This is a genomic window from Pseudomonas sp. HR1 (assembly GCF_030175875.1).
GTDB lineage: Bacteria > Pseudomonadota > Gammaproteobacteria > Pseudomonadales > Pseudomonadaceae > Chryseomonas > Chryseomonas oryzihabitans.
Genome location: NZ_JASNRF010000005.1, coordinates 387,365 through 404,080, shown reverse-complemented (window position 1 = coordinate 404,080; position 16,716 = coordinate 387,365). Strand labels below are relative to the sequence as shown.

The following is a 16,716-nucleotide window of genomic DNA, read 5'->3' as shown; positions in this document are numbered from 1 at the left end:
CGACTGCGTGAAGCCAGAAGACCCCGCCCAGGCGGGGTCTTTTTTTACCTGCGGATCGGCTAGCGGCGCCTGCCACCCAGCAGGGAGCCGAGCAGTCCCCGTACCAGCTGCCGCCCGAGCTGATTAGCCGCCTGGCGCGCCGCGCTTCTGAGCGCATTGCCCGCGAGCTCGCCCACCAGATCGCCGAGGGCACCACCCTGCCCGGCCTGGGTCTTTTCCGCTACCGGCGCCTGCGCCGGGACCCGCTCGGCCTGACGATCCCGCAGGATCTCGTAGGCCGATTCGCGATCCACCGCCCGGTCATAGCGACCCGCCTGGGGCGACTGACGGATCAGCGTCTGGCGCTCGGCTTCGCTGAGCGGGCCGACCCGGGATTGCGGCGGGGCGATGGCCACGCGCTGGACCATCGCCGGCGTACCCTTGTCTTCCAGGCTGCCCACCAGGGCCTCGCCAATGCCCAGCTCGGTCAGCACCTCCAGGCTGTCGAAGGCCGGATTGGGATGGAAGCCGTCGGCCACCGCGCGCAGCGCCTTCTGCTCCCGGGCGGTAAAGGCGCGCAGGCCGTGCTGGATGCGCAAGCCGAGCTGGGCCAGGATGGTATCCGGCAGATCGGCGGGGGACTGGGTGACGAAATAGACGCCGACGCCCTTGGAACGGATCAGCCGCACCACCTGCTCCAGGCGCTCGCGCAGGGCCTTGGGGGTGTCGCCAAACAGCAGGTGGGCCTCGTCGAAGAACAGCGCCAGTACCGGCTTATCGGCATCGCCGCGCTCGGGCAACTGCTCGAACAGCTCGGCCAGCAGCCAGATCAGAAAGGTGGCGTAGACCTTGGGCGCCTCGTGCACCAGGCGGCTGGCGTCGAGCAGGTGGATGCGTCCACGGCCGTCAGGCTCGGGGCGCAGTACGTCTTCCAGTTGCAGGGCCGGCTCGCCGAAGAAGGCCTCGGCGCCCTGCTGCTCCAGGGTCGCCAGCCTGCGCAGCAGCGCCTGGGCCGAGGCGCCAGTGAACAGGGCGCGGTCCTCGCCCAGGGCGTCGGGCTGTTCGCGCAGGTGATTGAGGACCGCCTTGAGGTCCTTGAGGTCGAGCAGCAGCAGGCCTTCGCGATCGGCCACCTTGAAGGCGGCGTGCAAGGCGGCCTGCTGGCTGTCGGTCAGCTCCAACAGATTGCCCAGCAGCAGCGGGCCCATCTCGCTCAGGGTGGTGCGCAGCGGATGACCGCTCCGGCCATCGACGTCCCAGAGGGTGACCGGATAGGCCTGGGACTGGTGCGGCAGACCCTGGGCGGCGATGCGCTCGGCCAGCTTGCCCTGGGGTGCGCCGGCCGCGCCGAGGCCGCAGAGATCGCCCTTGATGTCGGCGGCGAAGACCGAGACGCCGGCATCGCTGAAGGCTTCGGCGAGGCGCTGCAGGGTCACGGTCTTGCCGGTGCCCGTGGCGCCGGCGATCAGGCCGTGGCGGTTGGCCAGCTTGAGTGGATGGCCGAGCGGTTGACCAGCGCTCTGGTCATTGGAAACGGCAGTACCCAGGATCAGCAGGGGCGTCGAGGACATGGCGCAGCTCCGTAGCAGTTCTGCGCCAGCTTAACCCGAGCGTCCGGGCTCAGGTACGGTTGCGAATGCGCTCGACGATGGCGGTGGTGGAGCTGTTCTCCACCAGACCGAGGATGCGCACCTCGCCGCCGTAGCCCTGCACGATCTGGGCGCCGACCACCTCGTCCACGCTCTTGTAGTCGCCGCCCTTGACCAGCACGTCCGGGCGCACCTGTTCCAGCAGGCGCTCCGGGGTGTTCTCGCTGAAGGGGATGACCCAGTCCACCGCGCCGAGGCCGGCCAGCACCGCCATGCGCCGGTCGACGCTGTTGATCGGTCGACCGGGGCCTTTCAGCCGGGTCACCGAGGCATCGTCGTTGACCGCCACGATCAGGCGATCACCCTGGGCGCGCGCCTGCTCCAGATAGGTCACGTGGCCGGCGTGGAGGATGTCGAAGCAGCCGTTGGTGAAGACGATCTTCTCGCCATGGGCGCGAGCGTCCTCGATGGCCAGCTGCAATTGTTCGAGGGACAGGACGCCGCGCTCGGAGCCTTCCGAACGCTGCACCGCGCGACGCAGCTCGGGGGCGCTGATGGCGGCGGTGCCCAGCTTGCCGACCACGATACCGGCAGCCAGATTGGCCAGCCCCACGGCCTGCGGCAGGTCTTCACCGGCGGCCAGGGCGGCGGCCAGGGTGGAGATCACGGTGTCGCCGGCGCCGGTGACGTCGAACACCTCGCGGGCCCGGGCCGGCAGGTGCAGGGCCGGCTGGGCGGGACGCAGCAGGGTCATGCCGTGCTCGCCACGGGTCACCAGCAGGGCGCCCAGCTCCAGGCGCGCCATCAGCTCGTTGCCCTTGGCGACCAGCTCGGCATCGTCGGCGCAGACACCGACGATGGCTTCGAATTCGGACAGATTCGGCGTGATCAGGCTGGCGCCACGATAGATGGAGAAATCCTTGCCCTTGGGATCGGCCAGCACCGGGATGTTGCGGGCCTTGGCCAGCTGGATCAGCGCCTGGTGGTTCTTCAGCGCGCCCTTGCCGTAGTCGGACAGCACCAGCACCTTGACCCCGGCCAGCATGGCGGCGGTGTCCGAGGCCAGCGCCTGGGGATCGGTGTCGAAGGGCTCTTCGAAGTCGACGCGGATCAGCTGCTGGTGGCGACTCATGATGCGCAGCTTGACGATGGTCGGCTGCTGGGCGATGCGCTGGAAGCGCACCTGCACATGGGCGGCTCTCAGGCTGTCGGTGAGGGCATCGGCGGCTTCGTCCTGACCGGTGACGCCGACCAGATAGGCCGGCGCGCCCAGGGCGGCGATGTTGAGGGCGACGTTGGCCGCGCCACCGGGACGATCCTCGTGCTGGTCGACGCGGACCACGGGCACCGGCGCCTCGGGGGAGATCCGCGAGGTGGTGCCGTGCCAGTAGCGGTCGAGCATCACGTCGCCAACCACCAGGACCGGCGCGAGATCGAAGCGAGGCATGGTCAGCTTCATAGGGACAGGCTCCAAAGCGCGAAAATGGCGGCGATCATAGCATAGGGGCCAAGGCGCCCCGGAAGCGCCTGCCGGCGGGAGAGGCCGGGGTCAGAGCTCGTCGCGGCGGCTTAGCCAGAACAGCTCGTGACGCCGCACGGCCTTGCGGAAGAATTCGTCTTCCCCGGTGCGCGGCCAGCGGCGACCGGCCAGCAGCCACTGGATGGCCCGGCGCAGGCGCTTCTTGGCCGGCAGCGGCACCAGCAGGTCGTGCTGCATCCCCAGGGCCATGGCCTTGTCCAGCCGCCGTTCGGGGGTCAGCAGCGGACTCCAGGGCACCAGGGGGGCCGGCGTCTCGATGGCGGGTGGCAGGGCGATGCCGCCCTCGGCCGGCCCCATGGGCCAGCGGTCGTTGTCGTGCAGGTGATTGGCGTAGAGCAATTCGAGCTCGGGCTGCCACTGGCTGAGGGTCAGGGCCTCGCGCAGGGCCTGGGTGCTGGCCACGTGATCGGCATGGGGATCGATCTGCGGATGCGGCAGCACCACCACCTCGGGGCGGAAGTGCTCCAGCAGGGCCACCAGATCGGCCACCAGGTTGCGCCAGGTGGGGGCGCCGTCGACATCGCCGGGCAGTTGCAGGGGGTTGTGGCGACGGGCACTGCGCACATCGCCTTCGCCGGATTCGCGGGAGCCGAAGGCGTCTTCCGGCGCCTGGCGCATGGCCGGCAGCTGCAGGCAGTAGTAGCCCAGCTGCACGCAACGCTCTGTTGGTACCCCACCCCACAGCGGGGTGACCAGGCTGTCCCAGGTGCGCAGGCGCCCCTTGAGCCGGGCCGCCGCCTGGCGATCGAGGCCCAGGCGCTGGTAGTGCGCGGCCTCGATTTCGCCCTGGGTCAGGGTGACGATGCTGGCTTCCCGCGCCTGGCTGTAGAGGCCGAAGGCGGCCAGCTCGGCGTCGTCGGCGTGGGGCGCGATGACCATCACTCTCTTGCTGCGGAGGTCCGGCTGGGCGAAGACGTGCAGGCGCAACTCGCCCTGCAGCCGGCAGAAGCGCGTCCAGAGGTGCAATTCGCCGCGCCGCAGGGCCTCGGCATAGCCGCTGAGATTGACATAGCGCCGCCCGGCCACGCCGCGCTCGAAGTCCTGGCGATCCGCGTCGTCACCTGCGCGCAGACGTACTTGGGGATCCAGTAATCGGCCCAGCCAACCGGCCTTGAGGCGGCATTCCAGGAACAGCGTCAGCTCGCCCGGCGGCAATTCCACCGCGGCCAGGCGACCGTGCCGCAGATGCAGGCCCAGCACCAGGGTGTCGGCAGGGAACTGGTAGCTGTAGTTGTCGCGCGGCGAATAGAAGAGGTGATCGGCGAACCAGGCCTCGTGGCCGAGCCACACCAGCAGCGCCAGCAGCGGCGCGCTCCACCAGGGCCCCAGCGCCAGGCAGCCGAGCAGCACGACGGCGATGACCGCCAGGACCAGCCGCTTGTGGCGGCGGTGACGTTTGAGCAGGGCTTGTTTGCGGGCGGTCATCTCAGCTCTCGAAGACGGTGACGCGGTGGCACCAGCGGTCCTTGTAGTCGCGATCGGCGCGGCCGAAGGAATAACGCAACGTCTTGCCCAGGGCGCGGGCGTCCTGCCAGGCGGCCTGGGTGTTCAGATAGGTGAGGACGCTGCCCGGACTCAGGTCGCTGGCCGCGGGATCGACGCCGCCGTTGACGTACTCGACGCTGATCCAGTCGGGCGCTTCCACCCGATAGAGCACCTGGATCGCCACCGGGCGCTCGCCGAGCATGAGCAGCGAACCGGTCATGAATTCCCGCAGCAGGGCGAACACCTCGGCCAGCCGGGTCTTGCCCGGTACCTCGAAGCCCCAGCGCGCCTCGAACAGCTCGGCATAGATCCGTGCCTGCTCGGCGCTGTCCAGCTCGGCCATGGGGACCGCGCGGCCACCGGCGTCTTCGAACAGCCGCTGCTCGCGTCTCTGGTTGTAGCGGAATTTCTTCGACCAGGCTTCCGGCTCGCGGAGCATGGCCAGCTCTTCGCTCTGCCGGCGCAGACCGGCGAAACGCTCGTCGCACAGCGGCGACAGATAGCGGGCGCGCTGGCGCAGGGGCGCCAGCGCGCCAGGGGCGGCCGGCAGGATGATCTCGGCGTTGCCCAGGTCGAACAGGGCACGCTGGCGGCGCTTCTTCAGCACCGCGCGCGACAGCGCCAGCTCGCGCCCCCAGCAGGGTACCGCCGCCTGCAGGCCATCAGCGCCGGGCCAGCCCAGGTAGCGCACCGGGATGCCGGCCAGCTCGGCCAGGCGGGCGATGACCTCGGGGTGGGTGGCGACGCTGCCGCCATGACGCTGCCAGGCAGCGGCGTAGTCGGCGGCGGAAATCGTGGTCCAGCCGCGCTCGCGCCAGAAGCGGAATCTGTTCAGCATTCGATCGTCGGCGCCGGCGGCGCGACCTCCTCGAACTGCTTGGCATGCAGCCGCGCATAGTAGCCGTTCAGCGCCAGGAGCTCGCCATGGCTGCCACGCTCGACGATACGGCCATTGTCCATCACCAGGATCAGGTCGGCCTTCTCGATGGTGGAGAGGCGGTGGGCGATCACCAGGGTGGTACGGCCCTGCATGACGCGATCCAGTGCGGCCTGGATGTGACGCTCGGACTCGGTGTCCAGCGCCGAGGTGGCTTCGTCGAGGATCAGCAGCGGCGCGTTCTTCAGCAGGGCCCGGGCGATGGCCAGGCGCTGGCGCTGGCCGCCGGAGAGCAGCACGCCGTTCTCGCCGACCTGGGTGTCGTATTTCTGCGGCAGACGCTCGATGAATTCGTCGGCATAGGCCGCCTCGGCCGCCGCCCTGACCTGCTCCATGGGCGCCCCGGCCAGATCGCCATAGGCGATGTTGTTGGTGACGCTGTCGTTGAACAAGGTGACGTGCTGGGTCACCAGGGCGATGTGCCGGCGCAGGTTGGTCAGGCGATAGTCCTGGATCTCCAGGCCGTCGAGGAGGATCTCGCCCTCTTCATGCTGGTAGAAGCGCGGGATGAGATTGGCCAGGGTCGACTTGCCGCTGCCCGAGCGCCCCACCAGGGCCACCATCTGGCCGGGTTCGGCGACGAAGTCGATGCCTTCCAGCACGGCCTTCTCGGTACCCGGATAGCGGAAGGTCAGGTTGCGCACCTCCAGGCGACCCTGGACGCGCTCGCGCTCTTCGCGGCCTTCGTCGCGCTCGGCGGGTTCGTCGAGTTGCTCGAAGATGCTTTCCGCGCCGGCCACGCCGCGCTGGATGGTGGAGCTGACCTCGGAGAGCTGGCGGATCGGCTTGGGCAAGAGGCCGGCCATGGTGATGTAGGCCACCAGGTCACCGGCGGAGGCTTCGCCGCGCAGCCAGAGCACCAGGAACATCAGCACCGCCATGGCCGAGTAGATGACCAGCTGCAGCATGGGCGTATAGACCGCGCCGGTCTTGGTCATGGTCAGCTGCTTGTCGGTGTTGGCCGTGCTGGAATCGAGGAAGCGCTGCTGCTCGTAGCGCTCGCCACCGAAGCTGCGCACCACCCGATAGCCCTGGATGGCTTCGGAGGTGATGTGGGTGACGTCGCCCATGGCCGACTGGATCTTGCTGCTCTGCTTGCGGAACTTGCGACTGGCGCTGGTCACCATCAGGGCGATCAGCGGCAGGATGGCCACCATCACCAGGGTCAGTTTCCAGTTCATCCACAGCAGGGAAGCGAACAGGAAGACCACGGTCATGCCTTCGCGGATCACCACCTTGATCGCCTCGGTAGCGGCGCCGGTCACCATGGTGACGTTGAAGGTGATGCGCGAGATCAGATGACCCGAGTTGTTGGCGTCGAAGTAGCGATTGGGCAGCCGCAGCATGTGGTTGAACAGCGCCACCCGCAGGTCGTGCACCAGGCCGAGGGAGACCCGCGCCAGGAAGTAGTTGCCGAGAAAGGAACCGACGCCCTGCCAGGCGGCGATCAGGATGATCATCAGCGGCACCGCCTGCACCAGGTGCAGGCCACCGACGATGGGCCAGCCCGGAAACATGGAGGCATTGGGGTTGTTCAGGCCATCGACGAAGTACTTGAGGATGCCCGCCAGCATCGGCTGGGTGGAGGCGAAAATCAGGAAGCCGACGATACTCAGGGCGAACATGCCGATGTAGGGCCGCACGTAGCCGAGCAGGCGGAAATAGATCTTCAGACTGGAGGTCTGCGCAGGGGAGTCTTGGCTCATGGTCTCGTCGTGACGCAAAAGCGCCATGTTAACACGCACCCGCCGCCGACCCAGCGGCGGGATTTTCCGCTAGGCTTGCCCTCCCCTGCTGCGGAACCCTGACATGCAACCGCTGATCGCCACCTATGCCGAACTCAAGGACTACTGGCGCCTGGAGGTGCTGGATGCGCCGGGCAAGCCCTTGCGCCTCAAGCGCCTGTTCCGGCGCGTAGCGGCCGGAGAGAGTCCGAGCTTTCTGTTCTGGTATCGCCTGGCGCAATTTCTCTACTGCCGCCCGCGCGGCCTGCTCAACTATCGCAAGCTGGCCGAGCGCATCAATCGCCGGCTGATCCGTCGGCACAATATCGAGATCCTGCTGGGCGCGCGCATCGGCCCCGGGTTGCGCCTGCCCCATCGCATGGGCATCTGCGTGTCGAATCTGGCGGTGATCGGGCGCAACGTGATGATCCGCCAGCACACCACCATCGGCATCAAGAGCGACGATCCGGCACAACTGGTCGGCATCTTCATCGGCGACAACGTCAGCCTCGGTGCCCACGTCTGCATCGTCGGCGACCACCTGACCATCGGCGACAACGTGGTGGTCGGCGCCGGCGCCCTGGTAATGCGCGACATCCCCGCCGACAGCCTCTACTACAGCCGCCACGAGGCGGTGATCCGCCCGCTGCCGGGCGCTACGCCCGGGGATGCCGCCCGCTGAGGACGGTCCGCAGCATCTGCGGCAGGACGCCATACAGATACAGCCGGTTGCCCAGCAGCTGTCGCCCCAGATAGCGCAGCACCTTGCCGCGCGAGGCGCCCTTGTAGTGCAGGCGCAGCAGCAGGGCGACATAGAATTTCTCGATGTCGCGAAAGCGCCGCTGGGCCGGGGTCTCGGCTTCCAGCTCGGACAGCGAATGGTCGAGGATGCCCGCGCAAAGCAGTTCGACCGGCTCTTCCCGCGCCAGCGCCTGCACCCGCAGGAAAAAGGAGACATCGACGCCATAGAGGGCGAAGCGCTCGTCGAAGACATCGCCGTGGCGGGCCGCGATACGCGCGGCCAGGCCCTGCGTCAGGCACAGCCCCGAACTGATGGTCACGGTGGCCCGGGGATCCAGGGGGCCCTCCGCGGTCACCACCGCCTTGTACTGATGGGGATAGCGGATGGCGCCCGCCCCCAGCACCAGGGGCACCAGCAACTCGGCCTGCTGCCCGAGCGCCTGCAGAAAGCGTGCGTCCACCACGGTGTCCTGGTCGAAGATCACCAGGCGCTCGGCGCCCAGTCGCAAGGCCTGGTTGTAGACCCGGCTCAGCGGCGGATTGCCGAGGTCCTCGCTGATGAGCACCTCCGTCCAGCCCGGCGCGGCGAGCAGCGTCTGGCGATCCGCCTGAGCCAGGGGCTGGGGCCCGTTGTTCCAGACCAGCAGGACGCTGTCGGCCGGCAGGCTGGCAGAGGGCTGGGCCAGCAGGCTGTCGAGGGTGGCCGACTCCCCAGGGCGCAAGCCATAGAGGACGACGAGAAAGAGCGTTCGCATGGGCTTTCCTGAGGATGGCGGCCTAGCCGCGCACCCGCTTGCGCAGGTAGTCGAGGGCCGCGCTGGCTTCGTCGGCCAGGTGCGGACGCGGCAGGTCGTTGGGCCAGATGCCTTCGGCGAAGGCCTGGCGATCACCGCCGCCGAGGCGCTCGCTCAGCGCCCGCTCCCACCAGACGTGGCGGCAGGCGCGGGCATAGCTGTCCTGGGGTGCCAGGCAGCCGTAGAGCAGCTTGCGCCCCAGACTCGCGCGCTGCTTGTCCAGTCCGGCCAGTTGCCACTTCACCCGCAGGCGGGTCCAGACATCGGGCAGCGGCTTGGTCAGCGGCACCTCCTGCCAGTGCCGCTGCAGCTCCGGGGAATAGTCTTCGCCATAGCGTTCGAAGAAGTGCGCCAGCATGAAGCGCAGAAAGCGCTTTTCCGCGTAGTAGTGACGCACGGGACCGCGCGCCGTGCTGATGGTCAGATCCGCCAGGCTGAACGACAGGGCGATCTGCTCCAGGGTATGGACCTCCTCGTCGTGGCCATGCCAGTCATCGATCAGGGCGATGGCCCGTTCGACCCGCGGCAGATGGCTGCGTGCCAGACCGCAGACGCCGCTGTTATAGAGCCGGGTCTCTTCCGACGGCTCCTGGCCACGCGCGGCCAGGGCGGCAGCGAAACGGGCGAATTCCGGGCGGGTACGGGCCTTGCGCCACGGCCACTCCTCGATGTCCATCAGCCCGCGCTGCTCATCGATGCCGTCGAACAGCGCGGCCAGCGGCGTCTGGACCACGGTATCGCTGTCGAGGAACAGGGTCTTGTCGGCGGCGGGCAGCGCCCAGGCGATGGTGCAGGCCTTGCTGCGGTGCAGATAGCCGTGCTGCCCCTGCCAGGCCTTGAGCGTCGCCCCCTCGATGGCCAGTACTTCCACCGGCCAGCCGCGATAGTCCTGCGGCCGATCGGTCAGGATACGGAGGGCGATGTCCTGGCCCTGGCGCCAGTGCAGGGCGCTGAGCAGGCTGAATTTCAGCTCCTGCCGATAGGCCTGAGCACCGCCGTAGACGAAATACAGGAGTTGGCGTGTTGGACGCATGTAAAGCTGCCGGCAAAAATCTGATTCTAGCAACAAGCGGCCGGATAGGTCGTAAGGGTCACTTCACAGCCTGCCACCTTCGGGTAACATGCACGCCCTGACGTTGACGGGTCCTGCATGAAGCCTCTCGAACATTCGCGCTATATCGAACTGCGCGACGCCGCCCAGGTAGTGGAAGCCGACCACCATGGCGACAAGGTCCTGCGCCTCACCGATGGCAGCTATCTCAAGCTGTTTCGCCGCAAGCGGCTGTTGACCTCGGCGGCACTGTTTCCCTACGCCCAGCGTTTTGCCGACAACGCCCGCCAACTGGCCGAGCGCGGCATCCCCTGCCCGCAGGTTCTGGAGGTCTATCGCGCCGCCTCGCTGCAGCGCGACCTGGTGCACTACAGTCCGCTGCCGGGCGCCACCCTGCGTCAACTGCGCGCCTCGAGCGAGGCCGCGACCCTGCGGCCGGCGCTGGGTCGCTTCATCGCCGAATTGCATGACAGTGGTGTCTATTTCCGTTCGCTGCACCTGGGCAACGTGGTGCTGACGCCGAAAGGCGAACTGGGGCTGATCGATATCGCCGACCTGCGCTGCCATGCGCGGCGTCTGCCGCTGCGCCTGCGGGTGCGCAACTTCCACCACCTGCTGCGCTATACCGAGGATCGCGACTGGGTGTTCGAACCCGGTCGCGAACCCTTCCTCCGGGCCTATGCCGAAGCCTGCCGCCAGCCCCTGGACTGGCGCGAGCTCGACCGGCAACTCCAGGACTAGTGCGGTGTTTCAGAAATTATCTGCACAATTTCGGCGGCGCTTTTTTGGCCTTGGCGGCGTTGCCGCTCTTCGCCATAGCCCTGCTATGACTCGTCGCGGCGCCTAGCCCATACCAAAAAAATCACTCGCCGATTCTTGCGCGAACTTCTGAAACACCACACTAGACCGGCACCGCCTGTCCCAGCGCCAGCTTGCGCCGGCGCTGCACCTCGGCCCCGGCGATCATCGCCGCGGGCAACAGCACCAGCGGCCACAACTCGTCCGGATTGCCGATCAGCTTGGCGCCATCGAAATTGAGCATCAGCAGGGCCACGGCCAGATAGAGTCCCCAGGGATCGCGCTGGCGCAGGGCCGCGCCCAGGCTGGCCAGCATCAGCACGCCAAAGATCAGCAGCGATACCAGGCCGGTGTAGATGCCAAAGGACACGAAGATATTGTGCGGGTGCTGAATGGCCTCGGTGCCATGCAGCAGATCGTGACTCTGATAGCCAAGACCGCAACCGAGCCACCAGCCGCAAGCCTCCCAATCCTTGATCATGAAGTGGAACAGCTCGATGCGTCCGGAATCCGCCCGTCCCCAGAAGGCGACGAACCAGGCTTCGGTGTGCACCACCTGGACCACCCCGGCGATCAGGGCACCGACCAGGACCACCAGCGCCAGGGTACGCAGCGGAAAGCGCGGAAAGGCGAAGAGCACGCCGAGGGCGGCCAGGAAGCCGATGCCGACCAGGCCGGTGCGGGTCTGCAGGGCGAAGGAGATGCCGACGATGGTGACCACCACCGCCGCCAGCAACTCGATCCAGCGCCGCTCGCGGATCCAGGTGGGCGCCGCCAGGCCGCCCAGGCAGACCATCCAGATGCTCACATAGATGGGATTGGAGATGCGTCCCGGCAGGTGGATGATCCGCTGGCCGACCGCATAGTGACCGGTGAGCCAGAACACCAGGCTGGAGCCCACGGCATAGGCGCAGACCACCCAGAAGGCCAGGCGTACGAAGCCGGGCCGGCGAAAGAAGTCGCCATCCACCAGGCAGGCCACGCTCAGCACGAACAGCAGCACATAGAGGATGTGCTTGAAGAACTGCCCCTCCTCGGCCCGCACCCCTGGCACGATGAACCAGGCGAGAAACACCAGCCAGAGCAGCAGCAGCGGCGAGCGCCAGTCGATCAGCCGCGGGCGCAGGACGAAGAGGATCAGTGCCGGCAGGGCGATGGCCGCATAGTAGTAGCTGTTGATCCACTTCGCCGTGGGGATGCACAGGTAGGCGGCCATGAACACCAGCACCGCCAGGGTGAAGTAACGGCTTTGCTGCAGACGATCAAGCAAGGGTGTCACCACAACAGGGCTCCCAGGAGTGCACCGACCAGGAAGGCCAGTGCCAGTTTGATGCGTTCCATCCGCCGGCGCTTCCGCTTGTCGTTGCGGTCTTTGTCGCTGACCACGTGCTGGCCGAAGCCGGTGTGCAGCACGGCATCGTTTTCCAGGATCAGCGCGTGGCGCTGGGCGTCGGCATAGCGCCGGGACAGTTCCTTCTCGCCGCTCAGGTCGCCATAGGGCGCGTGCAGCAGGTAGTCGGCGCGCCGGCGCAGACCGGGATTGAAGGAAAAGCCCTGCCATTCGGGCTTGTGCGAGCCGACCTCATGAAAGGCGATGCCGGCATGCACCTGGCGCGGCTTGAGATAGACGTAGGGGCTGTGGATCGCCAGGTCATGGGCATGACTGCGCAGCCAGACCTGCAGCGCCTGGGGATCGGCCTCCAGCAGCGCCTGGGAATCCTCGATGAAGCCCGGGCGATAGAAGGCCCAGTCGTCTTCGCAGTGAAAGATCCAGCTTGTCTCGACCCGGGCATAGGCGGCGTCGACGCTGCGCATCTGGCCGAGCTTGGGGTTGTTGACGATGAACTCGGTGTGCTCGCGCCAGTGCTCCGGGATGCAGTCGCGTACCGCCTCTTCGCCGGAGTCCTCGGTGATGAAGACCCGGCGGATGGGCGCGGTGTTGAATTCGTCGAAGGTCGCCAGCGTCTGCCGCAGCAGGTCGAAGCGCCCGCAGCTGGTGACGACCACAGAGATGTCGCTGTCGGCGGAAAACTGCACGTTCTACCCTTTCTGCCAGTTGAGTCGAAAGCCGGACCTTGCGCGGCGCATCAGCGTCCCAGCCAGCCCAGCAGGCGGCGGAGGAACCCCGGTGCGACGGCCGGTCGCAGCGCTGGGGTTATAGCCGAAACGATGCGCTCACCCAAGTGGCCGAAGGCGAAAGAGTGACGCGCCAGGGCCTCTCCCGCCCTGGCGATGGCCGCGGCGTGCGCCGGATCGCTTCGCAGCCGGGCGAGTTTCTCGCGCAATTCCTCCAGCGAGCGATAGAGCACCACGTTGACGCCATCCTCGAAGCCCAGCGCCCGGTTCTCTTCTTCGCCCTGGTCATAGGTGAAGAGCACGCAGCCGCAGGCCATGGCCTCGAAGTTCTTGATCATGTATTCGCCCATGCCGACATCGGCGCCGACAAAGAAGCGGATGCGGTTGAGGGTCTGCAGGTATTCGTCGCCCGAGCGGGTCTTGGTGATCAGCAGCGGCTCGACCCTGGCCAGATCTTCCAGCAGCTGCTTGCGGCCGCTGTAGGCCACGCTGCCCAGGCTGCCGACGAAGCCCAGTTCGATGTCGCGCTCGACACCCAGGTCGCGCAGGCGACTGTCGTCGTAGCCCTTGGGTACGAAGTGGGCGTCGATCCCCTCCTCCTGCAGCCGCCGCGCCACCCCGGCGCCGGAGACCAGCACCCGGACGTGGGGCATGGCCCGGTAGTAGCGGCTGAATTTGCCGGTGTACTTGCAGGGGATGAAATTCTGGTAGGCGTCGTGTTCCAGCTCCACCAGATTGGGCAGGCTGCGGATGAAGGGGATCTGCTTGAGCTGCTTCTTGAATCGCAGAAACAGCAGGATGCGGTCGTATTGCTCGGGCTGGGGCACGGCGCGGCGGAAATAGCCGCGCAGATCGGCCTGTTCCTCGTCGCTCAGCCAGCGCAGGTCGCAGTCGCAATGGGCGGCGATGCTGGCATAGAAGTGGTCCAGCAGGATGCGTTGCTCCTTCTGGACCAGGAACAGGACTTTCACGGCGCCGGGGCCTTGAAGGCGGCAACCATCGGCAGACGCCAGAAGTCGCGGCGCACGGCCTCGTCGGAGAAGCGTTCGGCCAGGCGCTCGCGCATGTGCTGTACGCAGGCACGTCTCTGGCTCGGCGCCAGGCGACCTAGATGCTGCAGCCCCTGGCCCAGGGCCTCGGCGTCGCCCAGGGGAAAGAGAAAGCCCACGCCTTCGACGATCTCCCGGGCGCCGCCGCAGGAGGTGGCGATCAGGGGCACGCCGGCGGCCATGGCTTCCAGCAGGACCATGCCGAAGGGCTCGTGATCGGAACTCAGGGCGAAGACGTCGAAGGCCTTGAAATAGCGCCGGGCGCCTTCCACCTGGCCAAGGAACAGCACCCGGTCGGCGATGGCCAGTTCACGGGCCAGGTCCTTGAGGTCTTCTTCCAGGCGACCCTTGCCGAGAATCGCCAGCAGGGCGTTGGCCGGCAGATTCGGCAGGGCGGCGGCGAAGCCGCGCAGCAGCGTGGCCTGGTCCTTGTCCGGATGCAGGCGACCGACGTTGCCGACGATCCAGGCGTCATGGGGCAGCTTGAGCTCGGCGCGGGCCTGGTCGGCCGGCAGGAGTTCGCGCTCCACCGCCTCGACGTCCAGGCGGTTGTAGAGGGTCTCGATGCGCTCGGCCGGCCAGTCCTTGAGGCGCAGGCGCAATTCGTCGCGCACCGCGTCGGAGACGCCCAGCAGGGTCAGGCGCTTGCTCATCAGCTTGGCGAACAGCCGCCGGCCGAACCGGTCGTAGTCGCCAAAGGCATGGTGCACGCCGATCACCGGCAGATTGGTGGCGAGGCAGGCGATCCAGATCGGCTTGAAGCGGTGGGCGATGACGAAGCGGATGCCTCGCGAGCAGACGATCTCGCGCAGCGCCTGGATGGCGCCGAGCTTGAGTCCGCGCACGTCCCGGGAGGAATATTCCAGGAACAGCACCTCGTCGCTGCCGCAGCCGGCCGCCACCTCGGCGTCGGCGGTGCCGGTGAGAAAGACCGTGGTGACGCGATAGCCGCTGCCCGCGAAGAGGCTGGCGGTCTGGCGGGCGCAGTCGAGGAAGGGACCGTCGTAGCCGTGACAGAACTGCAGCACCCGCGGTTCGGCGGAACGCGTCATACGCCAGCCCCCTCCTTGACCACCAGGATGTCTTCCATGATCAGGTACTGCAGATCCGAGCCGAAGAACATGTTCAGGGCGTCGGTGGGCGAGCAGACCATGGGTTCACCGCGGCGGTTGAGCGAGGTGTTGAGGGAGACGCCGTTGCCGGTGAGCTTTTCCAGCTCGACCATGAGGTCGTACCAGCGCGGATTGTGCCGGCGCTCCAGCACCTGGGCGCGGGAGGTGCCGTCTTCGTGGACCACCTCGGGTACCCGGCTCTTCCACTCTTCGTTGACCTCGAAGGTAAAGGTCATGAAGGGCGAGGGATGGTCGACCTTGAGCATCTGCGGCGCCACGGTGTCGAGCATGGACGGGCAGAACGGCCGCCAGCGCTCGCGGAACTTGATCTGGGCGTTGATGCGATCGGCCACGCCCGGCACGCTGGGGCAGCCGATGATGGAGCGACCGCCCAGGGCGCGCGGACCGAATTCCAGGCGACCCTGGAACCAGGCCACCGGATTGCCGGCCACCATGATCTCGGCGATGCGCTGGGGCATGTCGTCGATCCGCTCCCACTTGGGTGCGTTGGGATGGCGGGCGCAGGCGGCGATGACGTCTTCGTTGCTGTAGCCGGGGCCGAGATAGACGTGCTCCATCTTCTCCACCGGCACGCCGCGGGCATGGGAGACGTAGGCGGCGGCGCCGACGGCGGTGCCGGCATCGCCCGAAGCCGGCTGGACGAACAGCTCCTTGACCTCGGGACGGGCGATGATCTTCTGGTTGAGCTTGACGTTGAGCGCGCAGCCGCCGGCAAAGGCAATCTTGCCGGTCTGGCGGATGATGTCGCCCAGGTAGTAGTCCATCATCTCCAGCGCCAGCTTCTCGAACAGCGCCTGCATGCTGGCGGCATAGTGGATGTAGGGATCGTCGGCGATATCGCCTTCGCGCTTGGGCCCAAGCCACTCGATCAGCTTGGGCGAGAAGTAGTAGCCCTTGCCCTTTTCCTTGTAGCGGCGGAAACCGATGACGTTGGCGTAGTCGGTGTTGATGATCAGCTCGCCGTTCTCGAATTTCGCCAGGCGCGAGAAATCGTACTTGCTGGCATCGCCATAGGGCGCCATGCCCATGACCTTGAATTCGCCGTCGAGCATCTCGAAGCCGAGGAATTCGGTGAGGGCGCCATAGAGGCCACCCAGGGAGTCCGGGTCGTAGAACTCCTTGATCTTGTGGATCTTGCCGTTCTCGCCGTAGCCGAAGAAGGTGGTGGCGTACTCGCCCTTGCCGTCGATGCCGAGGATCGCGGTCTTTTCGCTGAAGCCCGAGCAGTGATAGGCACTGGAGGCGTGGGCCAGGTGGTGCTCGACGGCTTCCAGCTTGACCTTCTTGAGGTCGAAGCCGAGCTGCACCAGGCACCACTCGATGCGCTTCTGGTAGCGGTGATAGCGGCGATTGCCGAACAGGATGGCGTCCAGGGCGCGATCCGGCGCGTAGGCATAGCGCTTGGCGTAGTGCCAGCGGGCTTCGCCGAAGAGGCTGATGGGCGCATAGGGAATGGCCACCACGTCGACGTCGGCGGGGGTGATCCCGGCCTGTTCCAGGCAGAACTTGGCCGACTCGTAGGGCATGCGATTCTTGGCATGCTTGTCGCGTACGAAGCGTTCTTCTTCCACCGCGGCGATCAGCTTGCCGTCGATATAGAGCGCGGCGGAGGGATCGTGGCTGAGGGCGCCGGACAGGCCAAGGACGGTCAGGGACACAGGTAAAGCCTCTGTACAGGGCGAAGCCAGGGGAGTTCGCCGGGGTTTCGCGAGGCCGCTGCAGGCCCGCCTCGCCTCAAAAACGGCGAATTATAGCCGTTCAGGCAGGCCACGGGTAATGGCCGCACGCCGGACCGGGGCTTAGCGCACGGCGATTCAGCC

14 protein-coding genes are annotated in these 16,716 nt (G+C 67.1%); 2 read left to right on the top strand and 12 right to left on the bottom strand.

The genetic code is table 11. From position 1 onward, the window contains the following. Nucleotides 1-59: 59 nt before the first annotated feature. The 5 genes from QKY98_RS19620 to msbA all read right to left on the bottom strand — a co-directional run bounded on the left by QKY98_RS19620 (nt 60) and on the right by msbA (nt 7,236). The gene (locus QKY98_RS19620; RefSeq protein ID WP_284671432.1) at nt 60-1,550 is read right to left on the bottom strand and encodes a helicase HerA-like domain-containing protein; all 1,491 of its coding nucleotides are present in this window, start codon (nt 1,548-1,550) and stop codon (nt 60-62) included. A 49-nt stretch (nt 1,551-1,599) separates the two neighbouring features. Beyond that, nucleotides 1,600-3,027, bottom strand: a complete 1,428-nt coding sequence (gene hldE, locus QKY98_RS19615) for a bifunctional D-glycero-beta-D-manno-heptose-7-phosphate kinase/D-glycero-beta-D-manno-heptose 1-phosphate adenylyltransferase HldE (RefSeq protein WP_027598567.1) — start codon at nt 3,025-3,027, stop codon at nt 1,600-1,602. Between the two features lie 90 nt (nt 3,028-3,117). Next, a complete protein-coding gene (locus QKY98_RS19610) occupies nt 3,118-4,533 on the bottom strand; it encodes a PIG-L deacetylase family protein (protein WP_115946790.1) in 1,416 nt (471 codons plus the stop codon). 1 nt (nt 4,534) lies between these two features. Further along, entirely contained in the window at nt 4,535-5,431 is an 897-nt protein-coding gene (locus QKY98_RS19605; RefSeq protein ID WP_115946789.1) for a GNAT family N-acetyltransferase, read from the bottom strand. Then, nucleotides 5,425-7,236: a lipid A export permease/ATP-binding protein MsbA gene (msbA, locus tag QKY98_RS19600; protein ID WP_042136879.1), complete on the bottom strand. Its 1,812-nt coding sequence runs from the start codon at nt 7,234-7,236 to the stop codon at nt 5,425-5,427. The genes QKY98_RS19605 and msbA overlap by 7 nt, the downstream gene beginning before the upstream one ends. Before the next feature lie 103 nt (nt 7,237-7,339). Here msbA and QKY98_RS19595 point away from each other — a divergent pair, with 103 nt between their 5' ends. Beyond that, nucleotides 7,340-7,936 (top strand): serine acetyltransferase, encoded by a 597-nt coding sequence (locus QKY98_RS19595; RefSeq protein ID WP_108582555.1) that lies wholly within the window; start codon nt 7,340-7,342, stop codon nt 7,934-7,936. Here QKY98_RS19595 and QKY98_RS19590 read toward each other — a convergent pair. Both QKY98_RS19590 and QKY98_RS19585 read right to left on the bottom strand, forming a co-directional pair. Next, on the bottom strand, nt 7,911-8,750 hold the full coding sequence (locus QKY98_RS19590; protein ID WP_284671431.1) for a glycosyltransferase family protein: 840 nt from the start codon (nt 8,748-8,750) through the stop codon (nt 7,911-7,913). The genes QKY98_RS19595 and QKY98_RS19590 overlap by 26 nt on opposite strands. A 22-nt stretch (nt 8,751-8,772) precedes the next feature. Continuing rightward, a complete protein-coding gene (locus tag QKY98_RS19585; protein ID WP_284671430.1) occupies nt 8,773-9,822 on the bottom strand; it encodes a hypothetical protein in 1,050 nt (349 codons plus the stop codon). Between the two features lie 117 nt (nt 9,823-9,939). Here QKY98_RS19585 and QKY98_RS19580 point away from each other — a divergent pair, with 117 nt between their 5' ends. Next, entirely contained in the window at nt 9,940-10,581 is a 642-nt protein-coding gene (locus QKY98_RS19580; protein WP_077170949.1) for a lipopolysaccharide kinase InaA family protein, read from the top strand. Nucleotides 10,582-10,741: 160 nt separating this feature from the next. Here QKY98_RS19580 and QKY98_RS19575 read toward each other — a convergent pair whose 3' ends face one another. From QKY98_RS19575 to QKY98_RS19555, 5 genes are read right to left on the bottom strand one after another with little or no spacing between them, the layout of a single operon-like run. Next, a complete protein-coding gene (locus QKY98_RS19575) occupies nt 10,742-11,908 on the bottom strand; it encodes an O-antigen ligase family protein (RefSeq protein ID WP_077170950.1) in 1,167 nt (388 codons plus the stop codon). A 5-nt stretch (nt 11,909-11,913) separates the two neighbouring features. Beyond that, the gene (locus QKY98_RS19570) at nt 11,914-12,675 is read right to left on the bottom strand and encodes a glycosyltransferase family 2 protein (RefSeq protein WP_284671429.1); all 762 of its coding nucleotides are present in this window, start codon (nt 12,673-12,675) and stop codon (nt 11,914-11,916) included. A gap of 50 nt (nt 12,676-12,725) precedes the next feature. Further along, nucleotides 12,726-13,685 (bottom strand): glycosyltransferase family protein, encoded by a 960-nt coding sequence (locus QKY98_RS19565; protein ID WP_284671428.1) that lies wholly within the window; start codon nt 13,683-13,685, stop codon nt 12,726-12,728. Further along, the gene (locus tag QKY98_RS19560) at nt 13,682-14,815 is read right to left on the bottom strand and encodes a glycosyltransferase (protein WP_284671427.1); all 1,134 of its coding nucleotides are present in this window, start codon (nt 14,813-14,815) and stop codon (nt 13,682-13,684) included. The genes QKY98_RS19565 and QKY98_RS19560 overlap by 4 nt, the downstream gene beginning before the upstream one ends. After that, nucleotides 14,812-16,554, bottom strand: coding sequence for a carbamoyltransferase family protein (locus tag QKY98_RS19555; protein WP_027603040.1), 1,743 nt, complete (start codon nt 16,552-16,554; stop codon nt 14,812-14,814). Before QKY98_RS19555 ends, QKY98_RS19560 begins: the two co-directional genes overlap by 4 nt. Nucleotides 16,555-16,716 lie beyond the last annotated feature (162 nt).